The sequence below is a fragment of the Xanthomonas vasicola genome, assembly GCF_000772705.2.
Lineage (GTDB): Bacteria > Pseudomonadota > Gammaproteobacteria > Xanthomonadales > Xanthomonadaceae > Xanthomonas > Xanthomonas vasicola.
In genome coordinates this window covers 1-13,989 of the sequence record NZ_JSBW02000006.1, presented here as the reverse complement: position 1 = coordinate 13,989, position 13,989 = coordinate 1, and the positions used below count along the sequence as shown (strand labels likewise).

The following is a 13,989-nucleotide window of genomic DNA, read 5'->3' as shown; positions in this document are numbered from 1 at the left end:
GTGGGTGACGGCGGCAGGGTCGGAGTATTGGCGTTTAGCTGTCTGACGGTAAAAGTCGCCGATGCGCAAGACAGCTTCACGACAGTACTGCGCGCGTTTAGAGCGGCTGAGGGCGCATCGAACCACGCTTGCGTGCCGATGCCATCGGCCATGCCCGGCAACGCGCCACCGGCCAGCGTGCGTACCTGCCCATCGGTTTCGATCACGCCAATACGATCGTTGTAGGTGTCGGCGAACTACACGCGCCCCTGCGCATCCACCGCCACGCCAACCGGCCCATTGAAGCGCACCTGTGCCGCTGCGCCGTTGCGATCGCCCGCCACACCATCGCCGGCAAGCGTGGTCCCCTTGCCCTGCGGCGTCAGCTTGCGGATGGCATGGTTACCGGTATCGGCGATGTACAGATTGCCGTCCGTATCGAGCGCGATTCCCGAAGGTGTATTGAACGCTGCCGCCACGCCGATGCCATCGGCAAAGCCTTCGCGGCCACCGGCCAGCGTGTGCACATGGCCATCAGCACCAGCTGTGGATGCGGTTATCGTCGCCGCCATCGGCGATGTACAGCGTGCCGTGCGTATCGATCGCTAACCCATACGGATCGTCAAACTGCGCGTCGGCCGCGCGGCCATCTGCTACGCCACGCACGCCATTGCCGGCGACCCACTGCAGTTGCGCTTTCCACCCTAACGGCGTTGCAACTGGCGCATCTGGCCGTGGTGCGGGAGCAGGCGAAGGCGTGCGCGCATACCACCAGAACGTCAATGCTGTGACCGCAGTAATTGCGAGCAGCAGGCCGATCCATCGTGCATGTCGTCGTGCCATACCGGTTGCGTGTACCTGTCGAGGGGATTCGCGCTGTCAGCGGCTTACACGACTGCGTGGGGAAGCGGGCTGTGGTGCGGCGCGCGTGCTGCCCGCTTACCGGCGCGACTGCGATTTAGAGCGGCTAACAAAACGTAGCGAGCAGTTGTCAGGTGGGTGCGGGCGGCGCACAGGAACCGGAGTGCACGAGTGGTACATGCCGATTCCGAGCACCGGCCGCGCCCGCCTGGCGGCTGCGCAGTCGTTTTGTTAGCTGCTCTTAGGCGGCCGCGTATCATGCGCACTCTTTCACTCCAGGACGGATCCATGGCCGTACGCACGCTCAACGAATTTCTCGCCCATTCCAAGGAAAAGGACGTCAGCCCCGATCCGTTCGAATTGGAAAATCCGCATCTGCTGGAAGTGCGCCTCAACGGCATGGTGTGGTCCAAGGCCGGCGCCATGGTGGCGCGCACCGGCAACGTCAAGTTCACCCGCGAAGGACTATTGGAACAAGGCCTGGGCAATCTGCTGAAAAAAGCCGTCAGTGGCGAAGGCATGCAGCTGATGAAGGCCGAAGGCCAGGGCCGCGTGTATCTGGCCGACCTGGGCAAACTGGTGACGCTGCTGCGCTTGAATGGCGAGGCCGTCTTCGTCAACGGCAACGATGTGCTGGCGTTCGAATCCGGCGTTGAACACAAGATCACTATGATGCGCAAAGTGGCCGGCATGCTCTCGGGCGGGCTGTTCAATGTGCGCCTGAGCGGCCACGGCATCGTGGCGATCACCTCGCACTACGAGCCGTTGACCCTGCCAGTCGCCGCCGCCAGCGGCCCGGTGTTCACCGACCCCAACGCCACCGTCGCCTGGTCGGGCACGCTGACCCCTGAACTGGTCACTGATGTGTCGATCGGCACGCTGTTCGGCCGCGGCTCCGGCGAAAGCCTGCAGATGCGCTTTGCCGGCGAAGGCTGGGTGGTGGTGCAGCCTTACGAAGAAGCCAGCTTCCAGGCAAAGGGCTGATCCAAGCCGCCAGGCAGTAGTCAACAATGCGCATCGCCTGGTTGCACGCTACGCAGCCGGGCAGTCTTCCACCCACCCTGTAGGAGCGCCCTGGCGCGAGGGCTTCCCGGTAACGCCATCGCGCCAAGGGGCGCTCCTACGGGCGTCCTGCATTCTGCCGCGAGCTGCGCGGCTACCGAGCTGCACCAACTCGGCATTGCCTAGTCACGCAACCGCACGCAACAGATGATTGCACTGAGACGACACGCCGTAGCCCCCCTCGGGCGCGAGGGCCTTCCCGGTAACGCCACATCGCGCCCAGCGGCGCTCCTAGGGTTTTTCGGCTCTGATGCATCACACCCATCCACGCTTGCGAAACCACGCCAGCGGCACCACCACGCTTAGCGCGATGATCCCCAGCGCCCAGAAATAGTTGTCGTGCCCCTTGAGTTCGGGCATGTAGGCGAAGTTCATGCCCCAGATGCCGACCAGCACGGTGGGTGGGATGCCGACCACCGATGCCACTGCCATCACCTTCATCACGTTGTTCTGGTCGATGTTGATCATGCCCAGCACGCTGTCGAGCAGGAACTCGATGCGGTCGTCCATGTGTTGATGGAATTCGCTCAGGGTGGTCAGGTCCTTGTGCAGCGAGGTGATGCGTTTGGCCGCATCGGCGCCGAACCAGTCCGGCGCGGTACCATCCAGATACGTCACCAGACGCAGCATGCCCTGCCCGGCGCTATGCAGCCCGCCGAGCTGGCGGCCCATGTCGCCGACCTGGTGCAACATGCGCTCCAGATCCTTGGTTTTGTGTGGGCTGTCGAACACCTGCCGCGTGGTCTCGGTCACCGCTGCTTCGAGTGCCTCAAGCCGGTCTGCCAGCCGCCCGACCAGTTGATCGAACATGCGTAACAGCAAATCGTCCGAGCTATGGCAGGGCTCGTGTTCCAGCCGCGCGGTCAAGTCCTCCAACGAGCCGATGCGCTGCTCGCGCAAGGTCACCAGCATGGTCGGCGACAGCGCAAACCCCAGCGGCGCGGTGGGGCCGTCATCGTCCTGAAAACGCGGCACATTGAGAAACAGCACATCGCCCTGGCGGCGTACCCGGCTGCTGAATTCAATCTCGCCAATCGCCGCACGATCGGGCAAGGCAAACTCCACCTTTTCAGCGGCCTGCGCCAACTCTTGCGGACTCGGCTGGCACAAGTCGACCCAACAGTGCTGGGTTCCGGCAATCGGGTGGATCGTGATCATGCATCGGCTGTGAGATGAAAGAGCCCAAGCATCCTCCGCGTCCACCATGGCGTCAACGCCGGCACATGCCCATCGGCGACGGAGGCGATGGCCGTGCCTGCCCACGCATGCGATCGCCGTGCGGTTTGTGCAGGCAGCGAAAGCGTTCGCCAAATCGCACATCGATTCTGCTGTGAGCGGTATGCACGTTCTGGCTGCCTTACATTTTCCGCTCACGCATCCCAGGAGTACGCACATGAAAGTCTCCGGCTCGGCGTCTCGCGCACTACACGAGCATATCGGTCATGTTGATCCGCGACATGCCCCATCGGTTTGCGACGACATCCAAATCGGCGCCCACTCCCAGCTCCGCGGGCTGCCTCGCATGCGCCGAAGCGCATCAGCCAAGGAGCAATCGCGGGCGTTCGTCGCAGACAGCAGCCATCTCGATGCGTTGTTCGGCAGCACCCAGCCCGCGCGCGGAAAGCATCTGAAAGACGGTACCCACCGGACGCCGATCCAGGCTCAGGAAATAGAAGCGCCTGCTGGCGGCCATGCGCGCGTCAAGATCAATCCAACACGCCTGTTCGTCTCGACCGCTCCGGCACTGGAGATGCCGCCTCGTCTCGATCCAAGCAAACTATCCAAAGATCTCGGGCTGGGCGAGGACGCCATCGATCGCATCAGGAGCACCCCGACGTTCCACGAACAGGCTGAAACCGGCGCTCCGTCCGTTGCGCCACTCGCTCAGCGGCTGCGCCTGGACGATCTGCGCGACAAGAAAGTGGAGTACAAATGGAACATCGCTAGTAATGGCAGTTTGGTCATCGGCGAAGGGCATCCTGGCGTAGTCTTGGACGAGCCGATGACAAGCAAGGAGGCGCGAAAGAAGAAGCAGCCATACGCGCAAGGCCATGTCACCCTCGTGGGCGGCCAACCGTGGAACAAGACCCCCTGGCAGGACAATCGCCTGATACCCGAAGCGCGCATCAGCGGCACCCTGTACTACAACCCGGACGGCGAGCTCTGTATCGATAACGACTCGGGGCGGTTCAGCGAATATGCCGACCGAACATCACAGCATCTGGAAAACGTCGCCAAGCTCTTTCAGAACTACGGCCTACCGGTAAAGCCGCAATGGAAAGCAAAGAAACAGATCCCGTTGCAGCGTCTGCCCGCCGGCGCGGCCATAGCGCCGCCGAGCCCGGCAGAGGAAGGCGAAGCGGCGCATCCTGATCCAAACGGTAAATGATCCACCGTACACGCGCATCGCCATGACGGCTCGCAGCGTGCGGTCACATCCGCACGCTGCACACGCGATGCGTTACGCACGGATCGCTCAGCGCTGCCGGTTCTCGCGGCGTTTGATTGCATAGCCAATGGCCAGGACCAAGAACCACACCGGACTGGCCAGCAAGGCCTGACGCGTGTCGCCCTGCAAGGTCAGCAGCACGATGACGAAGGCGAAGAACGCCAGGCACACGTAGCACATCAGCACGCCGCCGGGCATCTTGAATGCCGAGGCTGCGTGTTGTTCCGGGCGCTTGCGGCGGTAGGCAATATAGGCGCACAGAATCAACGACCACACGAACATGAAAAGCACCGCCGACAACGTGGTGACCAGCGTAAACGCGGTGACCAGGTTAGGAATCAGATACACCAACATCGCGCCCAGCAGCAGGCACAGGCAGGAAAACAGCAGGCCGCGCGCCGGCACCGCCGCACGCGACAGCTTGGCGAAGCCCTTCGGTGCATGCTGTTCTTCGGCCAGGCCGTAAAGCATGCGGCTGGTGGAGAAGATGCCGCTATTGGCCGACGAGGTGGCCGAGGTCAGCACCACGAAGTTGATCAGGCTCGCTGCCGCGGGCACGCCGGCCAGCACGAACAACTCCACGAACGGGCTCTTGTCAGCCACGACCTGCCGCCACGGCGTCACCGCCATGATGGCGATCAGGGCGAGCACGTAGAAGATCAAAATGCGCACCGGGATCGAGTTGATCGCCTTGGGCAGATTGCGGCGCGGGTCGGCGGTTTCTGCAGCCGTGGTGCCGACCAACTCGATACCGACGAAAGCGAACACCGCAATCTGGAAGCCGGCAAAAAAACCGCCGATGCCCATCGGGAACATGCCGCCGTCGTTCCACAGATTCGACAGCGAGGCCACGTTGCCCGACGGCGAACGGAAACCCCACACCACCAGGCCGGCACCGGTAATGATCAACGCGGCAATGGCGATGATCTTGATCAGCGCAAACCAGAATTCCATCTCGCCAAACAACTTCACCGTGACCAGATTCAGGCTCAGCAGCAACAACACGCACAAGACCGCGGGAATCCACGGCGCCAATCCTGGAAACCAGAACTGCGCATAGGCCGCAATGGCGATGACATCGGCGATGGCGGTGATGATCCAGCAAAACCAGTACGTCCATCCGCAGAAGAATCCAGCCCACGGCCCGAGCAAGTCGGTGGAGAAGTCGATGAACGACTTGTAGTCCAGATTGGAGAGCAGCAGCTCGCCCATCGCGCGCATCACGAAAAACAACATCGCGCCGATGATGAGATAGACGAACAGGATCGACGGCCCGGCCAGACTGATGGTCTTGCCAGAGCCCATGAACAGGCCGGTACCGATCGCCCCGCCGATGGCGATCAACTGCAAGTGGCGATTGGACAGGCTGCGTTGCAGATGATCGGGCGCGGACGGGTCAGACATGGGCACGGCACCGGAAAGTGAAAAAGTCGTCAAAAATACGAGATCGCGGCAACGCACACCAGGGGTTGCGCTGTCACGGCCGCGAAGTCACGGATGCGGCTGCGCATGTTGGCTGGTTGCCCCATCATGGTGCGTCGGTCATGGCATGCTGCTTGCCGCTTTTGAGAAGGCGATAAGCGCTTCGACGCCGCGCTCGCTGGATACAGCCGGCGTGCCCGTCGCCCATGCACGGCGACCGCTGGCCTGCGTGTCATCCAGCTATCGGCAGGACGTGCTGATCGACATTTCCGCACTTGACCGGTTGATGCGATGCAAGATCGTGTGTGCGTGATCGCCCACCACGGCAAAGCGCAGCGCGACGCGTTGCCCACGACAGCTACCGCGTGCGGTTGGGCCATCGATGCAACCTGCACCTTAGCGATCAAGCACGCCGCCGCTAAAAACAGCGATGCCCGTTCCAGTGCGGTCGCACGCAGCAGCCAACGGCTACGCTTCTGCCCGCTTCCTTGACTGCGCGCACGGACCGCGCAGCAGGTTTGCTGGTTTCCTGCGTAGTCCCATCCCTCAGGAGCCCCCATGAACTCACTCTCTCGTCTGCTGCTCATGCTGGCACTGCTGACACCCGTCACCGCGCTGGCCGTACAGGTCGATGCACAGGGACGTATCGTCGACACACATGGCCAGGCAATGCAGCTCCGCGGCGTCACCTGGCCCGGCTTCGATCGCGCAACGCACGTGGCCGCCGGCTTGCACAGCACGACGCTGCAGCAGGTACTGGATCAACTACAGGCCGCCGACATCAACGCGCTGCGCCTACCGGTCTGTGCAGCGACACTCCGGGCCGCTGCGGTGGCCCCCACCGATGTCGCCGGCGACCCAGCACTGCTTGGCTTGAATTCCTTACAGGTGCTCGATGCCGTCGTGCGTGCCAGCACCCAACGCGGCATGCAGCTGATGTTGGCCTTCGCCGATGCCGGTTGCGATGACAGCGCGCCGCAGTTGGGCCCGCAGCAACAGGCCTGGATCGATGGCCTCGCCACTCTTGCACGCCGCTATGCAAACACAACCGGCGTCATCGGCATCGATCTGGGTAGCAGCGGCTATCGCAATGCCACCTGGGCAGGCACCGTGGCCGAGGCGGATTGGAATCGCGTTGCCGCGCATGCAGCATCGGCGGTATTGAAGCATGCGCCGGGCTGGGTCATCGGCGTGGAAGGCGTGGGCAGCAATGCGGTGTGCAGCGATGCGGCGCGCAAGGCGGCCGGCAGCAATCTGCAGCCACTTGCCTGCGTGCCGCTGCGCATTCCCGCTGCGCGCCTGGTATTGATGCCCAAGCTGGCTGGGCCGGATCGCGATGCGGCGGATGTATTTGCAGCGAATGATTTTGCTGCCGCATTGCCTGCCGGCTGGCAACGCGACTTCGGTCAATTCGCAGCCGATCACGCGGTGCTGCCGGTCAGCATCGGCGGCGGCTTGGGCGATGGCGACCCGCGCGACCCGGCGTGGCAGCACGCATTGAGCACCTATCTGGCCGCTACCGGCATGCGCAGCGCGTTTCTCGGCAGCTGGGAAATCGGCAACGCCAACAATGGTGGCCTGCTCGCCCACGATGGCACACCGCGTGCCGACAAACTGCAAGTGCTGCAGCAGGCGTGGGGCCTCACCGCAACCACCACTGCGTCAGCGGCAGAAACATCAGGCACGGCCGCTTCCACCAAGGCTACCCGTTGGAACGGCACGTTCACCGGCACTGCAACCTATGCGGGTTCTGGCTATTCCGGCGGCGCGCTGTTGCTGGATCCGATTCCAAGCACGGCATTCATCACCGCACTCAATCCAACCCAGCTGAATTTCGGCGGGGTCAAGGCTGCACTGGCCGGCGCCTATCTCGAAGTGACCGGCCCCAAGGGCAAGACCACCGTCTACGTCACCGACCTCTACCCCGAAGGCGCATCTGGCGGCCTGGATCTTTCGCACAATGCCTTCGCCGCGATCGGCAACATGGTGGACGGGCGCATTCCGATCAGTTGGAAGGTGGTGCGCGCGCCGATCACCGGCAATGTGCAATACCGCATCAAGGAAGGCAGTTCACGCTGGTGGGCCGGACTCCAGGTGCGCAATCATGCCTATCCGGTAATCAAGTTCGAGGTAAAACAGGGCCGCACGTGGAAGAGCCTGCAGAAGACGGATTACAACCACTTCATCGGCGAACAACTGGGCAACCAACCGCTGTCCATCCGCATCACCGATATCCGCGGCAAGGTCATCGCCGACACACTTCCCGCACTACCGGAGGACTCCAGTGAGAAGGCGTACTTCGCACCTGGGAATGTGCAGTTTCCATGACTGGCGGAGAGTCGCTTGAGTGTCGTATCGCTCCGCGAACTTCTGCTAGGCATCTTCAGAGAAGTCAGCAAACATATCGAGCAGTCGTTGAGCGGCATGAACGGCGCATAGGAAGCGATCTTTCCGCGTGGGGCATGCAGATTCCAAGCGCCGGCCACTACCCCATGGCGACGGCACGGCCGGTTTGATCACCGCTTTCGACTCTTTCCCAATGGGCGAGAAAGCGTGGCATTCGCGGTACGGGCGCGCCTGCATTGGGCCGCACGTACCACAGGCGCGAGACTCTGCAGGGAGGTCCGTTTAGGGAGCGAACAAAGTTTCACTACCAGCAGTGGCAGACTCAACTCTCAACCACCAGCAAGCCCGCCACCTGCCCGCCCGGGCAATGCAGCATCGTCCTCCTGCTCCAGATCGCCCACTTCATCATTCAGACCACCGCGCCGTGGCGGCTGTTCTTCCAGCGGCGTGTCTTCTTCGTTGGTATCGGGATCGGGCGTGCCATGCGCCAGGACGCCTTCCTTGATGCTGGTCATGGGCCGCGCAGTGCGTGGGTTGAGATACATGTGTGACTCCGGTGGAATTCAACAGGAGCATCGACGCTAGGTCGCAGCGCGCTACAGCAACGTGAGCCTGCGGGCAGATACCGTGATGTGCTGTTGACGTCGTGCTGTTGACGTCGCATCCCACGTCTTCTTGCAACGCAGGCGGCTCCAGCCGCCGCTATGATGCACGCTCCCCCCTGAGACTACGCCATGCGCTATCGCATCTGCCTTGCATTGGTATTGAGCTGCGGCATGGCGCACGCAGCCGCACCGGCGTCGCGCCTGGATGCGGTACTGCAATCCGGCGTGCTGCGCGTGTGCACTACTGGCGACTACCGTCCTTATTCGTTGCTGCGTGAGGACGGGCAGTTAGAAGGCAGCGACATCGATCTGGCGCAATCACTGGCCACCAGCCTGGGCGCTCGCGTGCGCTTCGTTCGCACCAGCTGGCCGCAACTGATGCCCGACCTGCTTGCCGAGCGGTGCGACATCGCCGTCGGCGGCATTTCGGTGACCTTGCAGCGACAACGCCAGGCCAGCTTCAGCGCGGTACTGGATGTGGACGGCAAGATTCCGCTGGTGCGCTGCGCCGACCAGGCGCGCTACCGCAGTATGGAACAGCTCAACCGGCCCGAGGTGCGTGTCATTGAACCACCAGGCGGCACCAACGAAGCCTTCGCACGGCGCGAATTGCCACACGCAAACGTGCGGCTGTTTGCCGACAACACCACCATCTTTGAGGAACTGCTGGAGCAGCGCGCAGACGTCATGATCACCGACGCCTCCGAAGCGCTGTACCAACAGGCACGGCTGCCAGGCCTGTGTGCCATTGCACCCGAACACCCGCTGCAATACAGCGAAAAAGCCTTCCTGCTCCCTCGCGACGACCAGGCCTGGAAAGCCTATGTCGACCAATGGCTGCACCTGAGCAAGGCCAGCGGCGAGTATCGGCGCATCGTTGAGGGCTGGCGTAAGCCGCGCTAATTGGGGCGGGATTAGGGATTGATGATTGGGGATTCGCAAAGCACCAAAGCACGCGTTGTGTCGACCACGCTTTTACGGCTCCACAATCCCGACTCCCCAATGCCTGCCGTCAAACAATCTTTGTCCGCCGCCACCAGCGCGACACCTGCTCCTCGCGCACCAGGGTAAACAAACCAGCGCCCAGAATCAGCGCGATGCCCACAGCCATCGGCCAGTCCAGATGATCGTGAAACAGCAGGTAGCCGAAAGCGATCGCCCATAGCATCTGGCTGTATTGCGTAGGCGCCACCACGCTGACCGGCGCCATGCGCGTGGCGTACATCATGCAGATGGCGGCCAAGCCAGAGAGCAGGCCGTAACCCGCCAACAGGCCCCATTGGTACAGCGTGGGCCAGACGAAGGTCGGCAGCATCATGATCCCACCCATCACCAACGGGCCGATCACGCCGGCGCCATACAGGGTCAGGCGCTTTTCGCTATGCCCGGCCATGCGCAAGGCGATCACCGAGATGGCGCCGACCAGGCCACACACGATCGCCGCCACATGCCCGTGGGTGAGATGCCGAAAGCCGGGACGCAGCACGATCAACACGCCGATGAAGCCGACGATCACGGCCGACCAGCGCCGCCAGTGCACTTCTTCCTTGAGGAAGATCACCGACAACACGGTGACGAAGATCGGCATCAGGAAGATCAGCGCGAACGCTTCGGCCATCGGCAAGGTAGTGAAGGCAATCACCGAGGTGAGATTGCCGATGGCACCGGTAAGCGCACGCAGCAGCCACAGTGCGGGCTGCTTGGCCATCACCAGCTCGCGCAGCTGGTCGTCCGGTTTTTTCAGGAATGGCACCGCCAGCAGCATCAGCAATGCGCCGAGAAACAGCACTTCATAGACCGGCAGCGTGCCTTCGAGCAGCTTCACGAACGCATCGCTGATCGAATAGGCCGCATAGCAGGCGAACCCCAACAACACACCCTTCAGCATTGCCCACACTCCACAGTTGACGCCGATCGAACCAGATGTCGATACGGATTGCATGCAGTATGCGGCGCGGCGTGTGTCAGCGAAACGGCCTGGACAGTCGACCTCGGTGATGCGCGTGGGCACCGCGACGGCCACTCACAGCATGCTCGGCCACGACGGGTCGGTTACGATGCCGCTCCCATCCTTGCATCCTTGCGGTATCGTCCGCGCGTCGCACACAGAGTTGTCAGCCGTGCCCCACTACTCCGGCCCCTTACTCGTTCTCGCCGATGCCCAAGCGCTGCTTGCCGCGCGCGGAAGTGGTCTGACTCACTGGACCGGGTCGCTCGACCTGGGCCGCAGCACCGACACCGCCCAGCTCGATGCGCACAGCTGGCAGTGGCGCGGCCGCGGTTATCCGTATCCGGGCAAGCTCAAGGATCGCACGCTGTACTTCTGGGATGGCGATGATTTCGCGCCGATCTCGCGCTACAGCGGCGCGCTGATCAAGCTGGTACCCACCGAATGGGGCGCGCCAACGTTCGAGGTCGACGGCATCAAGATGCTGCCCTCGGCGCAGCTGTCGCCGTTCGAAGATGCGCGGCGCAAAGTGGCCTTGGTGGATCCGCGCGGCAAGACCGTGCTGGATACCTGTGGCGGCCTGGGCTACTTCGCCGCCTGCTGCCTGGAGGCCGGCGTCGCCCAGTTGCTCTCGTTCGAAAAGAATGCCGATGTGCTGTGGCTGCGCACACTCAACCCATGGTCGCCGGATCCAGACGCAGCTGCTGCCGACGGACGCCTGCAGCTGACACATGCTGATGTCGCGCAGCAGATTGCCACGCTGGCCGACGATTCGGTCGATGCCATCCTGCATGATCCACCGCGGTTTGGCATTGCTGGCGAGCTGTATTCGCAGGTGTTCTACGATCAACTGGCACGCGTGCTCCGCCGTGGCGGGCGGCTGTTTCATTACACCGGCGCGCCCAACAGACTTACCAGCGGGCGCGATGTGCCCAATGAAGTAAGCAAGCGTCTGGCCAAGGCCGGCTTCACCACGCAACTTGCGCTCGATGGCGTGCTGGCGACCTTGCCTGCACGGCGCTGAGTGCTTGTCTTCGCGCTGTGAAGCTGGCAACAAGACGTAGTTAATTATCGTCTGGCAGCTGCAATGCAGCGCTCGCCAACAGCACGTATGCGCACTGCATGTCGAGGCACAACACCCACACCAGCATTGCGGTCACCGCAGCGGTTGCATCGATTGCGGCAGGCCGCCGGAGGGATCTGCGATACTGCCCCGCCCTCGACACGGACGTTGCATGCGCACCTTTTTGATCGCTAGCTAGTTGGCCTCGCTGCTGGTCACCGCTCACCCACGCGTGCGCAGACGCCATCGGCATCGCCAAGCGCATCACCACAGCCGATGTCTGCAGTGACCACGCGCTATCCGGTTACCACTGCAACGCTGGCAGGGCGTGAGATCCGGCTGGGCGAACACGAAGGCAAATGCACCGTGGTGCGCGACGGCGACGTCCTGGTACTGGGCATCGGCGCACCTTGCTACTTCAGCATCGACCGTCAGCACGCCGCACAGGTCCATCACTTCCATGGCAGCGACATCGTGCTGGTACAGCATGCGCATCCCACCTCACGACGGGACTGGGACGTGGCTGTGTATGGGCCCATCTGTGCCTTCGAAGCACAAGCGGTTCGCGAAGTCGGCGGCGTGCTGGAACCCGGCAGCGTCGCCGGCTCCTGGCATTGCGATCCCACCGCAGGCGCCGACCAGAAGCAGTTCGTTTACAGCTACAACACCTGGCCCATGCGCGGTGCGCAGCTGCGTGCACGCAAGCAGAAAACGCCTTGAGTGTATTTGAGCGGCACGCTCACCGTCGGCGACGGCGTAACGTCCAGTTCGCATACGCAAACCCGCCGATGATCGCCAATAGCATGCAGCTTAGTAGTGCATCCCACCCGATGGATGCCCAGAAGCGATGCGGGTCGCTTTCGGCGAGAAAGATCCTAGCTGGCCGACCCCGGATGACGCTGACATAGCGGCCCTGGAGGATCGCGTCGCGCAACAACCACACGCGTGCGCAGCATGCGACCGCCACGAGCACAGCCAATCAAGCGACGATCCAGTCGGTTATACGCGAGGCGGCACCTCTAGATGGCGGCAACGGGGGTGGACGACGTTTTTTCAAGTGCAAATGTCTTACGTGATAGCGGTGCAGTTTAGGCCTGCAGGGGTTTAGCTCACCTGCATGCGACATGCAGGGCGCAAGCCTGTTGCCGGTTGCATCGTGCCGACGCACGTGCGCGTGCTGGCAATCGATGCGCAACACATAAGAGCATTGAAACGCTGTGGTGCGACAACGCTGATGCACCCATCCTGCGCCATGAACGCAGCGCGCATCAAGCGATCAACATACCGCCCATTGATCGCGCCCTGCGGTCTTAGCGGCATACAGGGCCAGATCGGCCTGGCTCAGCAATACATCCAGCCCGGTATCGGCGACGACGCGCACCGCGCCCATGCAAAAACGCACCGGTTGATCGGTCGGCAGGCCGGCGATCTCGATTGCCGCCACCGCACTGCGCAGGCGCGAAAAGACCGCAGGAATCTCTTCTTTACTGCAGCTTGGCAGCACCAGCAGGAATTCTTCGCCGCCCAGTCGGCCCAGGCGGTCTTGCATGCGCAACGCCAGCCGCGACGCACTCGCCAGCGCCTTGAGCACCGCATCGCCGACGGCATGTCCATATACGTCGTTGATCTGCTTGAAGTGGTCCAGATCGATCAACGCCAGCATGCACGGCGTGTGCGAGCGCAAGGCCTGCTCGATTTGCTGCTGCGCCTTGGCGCGAATGGCGCGCCGGTTGGGCAGGCCGTTGAGTTCGTCGTGCATCGCCAGTCGCGACAGCTGGCGGCGGTGACGTGCGCCGAATGCCAGTACCACCAGTGCACCGATCAGCAACAGGCAGGCCGCGCACAACGCGATCCACAAGGCGCGCTGACCCGCTTCGCGCGCCTGCAATGCCAGTCGCGAGGTTTCGCTGCGACGGCGCAGCTCGGCCGTTTCAGCGCCACGACGTGCATCTTCGTAGCGTGCCTGCAGCCGCAACATCACGGTATCGCGCTGCCGGTCCAGACTCTGCGCGCGCAGTGTGTTGGCGCGTTGCAGTTCTTGCTAGGCCTCGGCATGACGACCTTGCGATGCCAGCGCCTCTGCGATCGCGTCGATCAATTGCGCGCGTCGACTCAAGGTTAGGTTAGGGATGGTCTGATCAACGCGACCGGAAAACGAAGCAACCGCATCCGCCGCGCTGAGGGCGCTCAAATCGCCGATTTTTTGCCGGTTTCGGCCGTTTGCGGGGTGTTGCCTGGGTTACAGGCACAGCTT

14 protein-coding genes, 1 other RNA gene and 1 pseudogene are annotated in these 13,989 nt (G+C 62.8%); 7 read left to right on the top strand and 9 right to left on the bottom strand.

What is annotated here, in order from left to right; all coding sequences use genetic code 11:
* Positions 1 to 236: 236 nt before the first annotated feature.
* The 3 genes from NX05_RS24620 to NX05_RS21445 all read right to left on the bottom strand — a co-directional run bounded on the left by NX05_RS24620 (position 237) and on the right by NX05_RS21445 (position 1,020).
* Complete coding sequence (locus tag NX05_RS24620; protein WP_039432474.1) at positions 237 to 506, bottom strand: NHL repeat-containing protein; 270 nt, start codon at positions 504 to 506, stop codon at positions 237 to 239.
* 7 nt (positions 507 to 513) lie between these two features.
* A complete protein-coding gene (locus NX05_RS24615; protein WP_039432472.1) occupies positions 514 to 822 on the bottom strand; it encodes a hypothetical protein in 309 nt (102 codons plus the stop codon).
* 122 nt (positions 823 to 944) lie between these two features.
* A non-coding RNA gene (locus NX05_RS21445) (sX9 sRNA) lies at positions 945 to 1,020 on the bottom strand.
* A gap of 108 nt (positions 1,021 to 1,128) precedes the next feature.
* On the opposite strand from NX05_RS21445, the gene NX05_RS01590 reads away from it, so the two are divergent.
* Positions 1,129 to 1,824, top strand: coding sequence for an AIM24 family protein (locus NX05_RS01590; RefSeq protein WP_039432469.1), 696 nt, complete (start codon positions 1,129 to 1,131; stop codon positions 1,822 to 1,824).
* 333 nt (positions 1,825 to 2,157) lie between these two features.
* On the opposite strand, the gene NX05_RS01585 is transcribed toward NX05_RS01590, so the two are convergent.
* On the bottom strand, positions 2,158 to 3,060 hold the full coding sequence (locus NX05_RS01585; protein ID WP_010376093.1) for a CorA family divalent cation transporter: 903 nt from the start codon (positions 3,058 to 3,060) through the stop codon (positions 2,158 to 2,160).
* 235 nt (positions 3,061 to 3,295) lie between these two features.
* Between NX05_RS01585 and xopV the strand changes: the two genes are divergently transcribed.
* On the top strand, positions 3,296 to 4,291 hold the full coding sequence (gene xopV, locus NX05_RS01580) for a XopV/AopV family type III secretion system effector (protein ID WP_039432466.1): 996 nt from the start codon (positions 3,296 to 3,298) through the stop codon (positions 4,289 to 4,291).
* Positions 4,292 to 4,378: 87 nt separating this feature from the next.
* Here xopV and cycA read toward each other — a convergent pair whose 3' ends face one another.
* The gene (gene cycA, locus NX05_RS01575; RefSeq protein ID WP_039432463.1) at positions 4,379 to 5,755 is read right to left on the bottom strand and encodes a D-serine/D-alanine/glycine transporter; all 1,377 of its coding nucleotides are present in this window, start codon (positions 5,753 to 5,755) and stop codon (positions 4,379 to 4,381) included.
* A gap of 145 nt (positions 5,756 to 5,900) precedes the next feature.
* Here cycA and NX05_RS23460 point away from each other — a divergent pair, with 145 nt between their 5' ends.
* Both NX05_RS23460 and NX05_RS01565 read left to right on the top strand, forming a co-directional pair.
* A complete protein-coding gene (locus NX05_RS23460; RefSeq protein WP_126922534.1) occupies positions 5,901 to 6,086 on the top strand; it encodes a hypothetical protein in 186 nt (61 codons plus the stop codon).
* A gap of 245 nt (positions 6,087 to 6,331) precedes the next feature.
* Positions 6,332 to 8,101 (top strand): expansin EXLX1 family cellulose-binding protein, encoded by a 1,770-nt coding sequence (locus NX05_RS01565; RefSeq protein ID WP_039432458.1) that lies wholly within the window; start codon positions 6,332 to 6,334, stop codon positions 8,099 to 8,101.
* A 347-nt stretch (positions 8,102 to 8,448) separates the two neighbouring features.
* Here NX05_RS01565 and NX05_RS01560 read toward each other — a convergent pair whose 3' ends face one another.
* On the bottom strand, positions 8,449 to 8,664 hold the full coding sequence (locus tag NX05_RS01560; protein ID WP_039432455.1) for a hypothetical protein: 216 nt from the start codon (positions 8,662 to 8,664) through the stop codon (positions 8,449 to 8,451).
* A gap of 189 nt (positions 8,665 to 8,853) precedes the next feature.
* Here NX05_RS01560 and NX05_RS01555 point away from each other — a divergent pair, with 189 nt between their 5' ends.
* The gene (locus NX05_RS01555) at positions 8,854 to 9,627 is read left to right on the top strand and encodes a transporter substrate-binding domain-containing protein (protein ID WP_039432452.1); all 774 of its coding nucleotides are present in this window, start codon (positions 8,854 to 8,856) and stop codon (positions 9,625 to 9,627) included.
* A gap of 109 nt (positions 9,628 to 9,736) precedes the next feature.
* Here the strand turns inward: NX05_RS01555 and NX05_RS01550 are convergent, their stop codons facing one another.
* Positions 9,737 to 10,612 carry a DMT family transporter gene (locus NX05_RS01550; RefSeq protein ID WP_039432451.1) on the bottom strand — a complete coding sequence of 292 codons (876 nt, stop codon included), beginning with the start codon at positions 10,610 to 10,612 and terminating at the stop codon, positions 9,737 to 9,739.
* A gap of 169 nt (positions 10,613 to 10,781) precedes the next feature.
* On the opposite strand from NX05_RS01550, the gene NX05_RS01545 reads away from it, so the two are divergent.
* The gene (locus NX05_RS01545; RefSeq protein WP_126922532.1) at positions 10,782 to 11,696 is read left to right on the top strand and encodes a class I SAM-dependent methyltransferase; all 915 of its coding nucleotides are present in this window, start codon (positions 10,782 to 10,784) and stop codon (positions 11,694 to 11,696) included.
* 315 nt (positions 11,697 to 12,011) lie between these two features.
* Entirely contained in the window at positions 12,012 to 12,455 is a 444-nt protein-coding gene (locus tag NX05_RS01535; RefSeq protein ID WP_039432446.1) for a hypothetical protein, read from the top strand.
* 19 nt (positions 12,456 to 12,474) lie between these two features.
* Here the strand turns inward: NX05_RS01535 and NX05_RS24320 are convergent, their stop codons facing one another.
* Both NX05_RS24320 and NX05_RS01530 read right to left on the bottom strand, forming a co-directional pair.
* Complete coding sequence (locus tag NX05_RS24320) at positions 12,475 to 12,669, bottom strand: hypothetical protein (protein WP_080764504.1); 195 nt, start codon at positions 12,667 to 12,669, stop codon at positions 12,475 to 12,477.
* Between the two features lie 342 nt (positions 12,670 to 13,011).
* Positions 13,012 to 13,863, bottom strand: a pseudogene (locus NX05_RS01530) (GGDEF domain-containing protein); the annotation flags it as partial.
* Between the last annotated feature and the right edge of the window lie 126 nt (positions 13,864 to 13,989).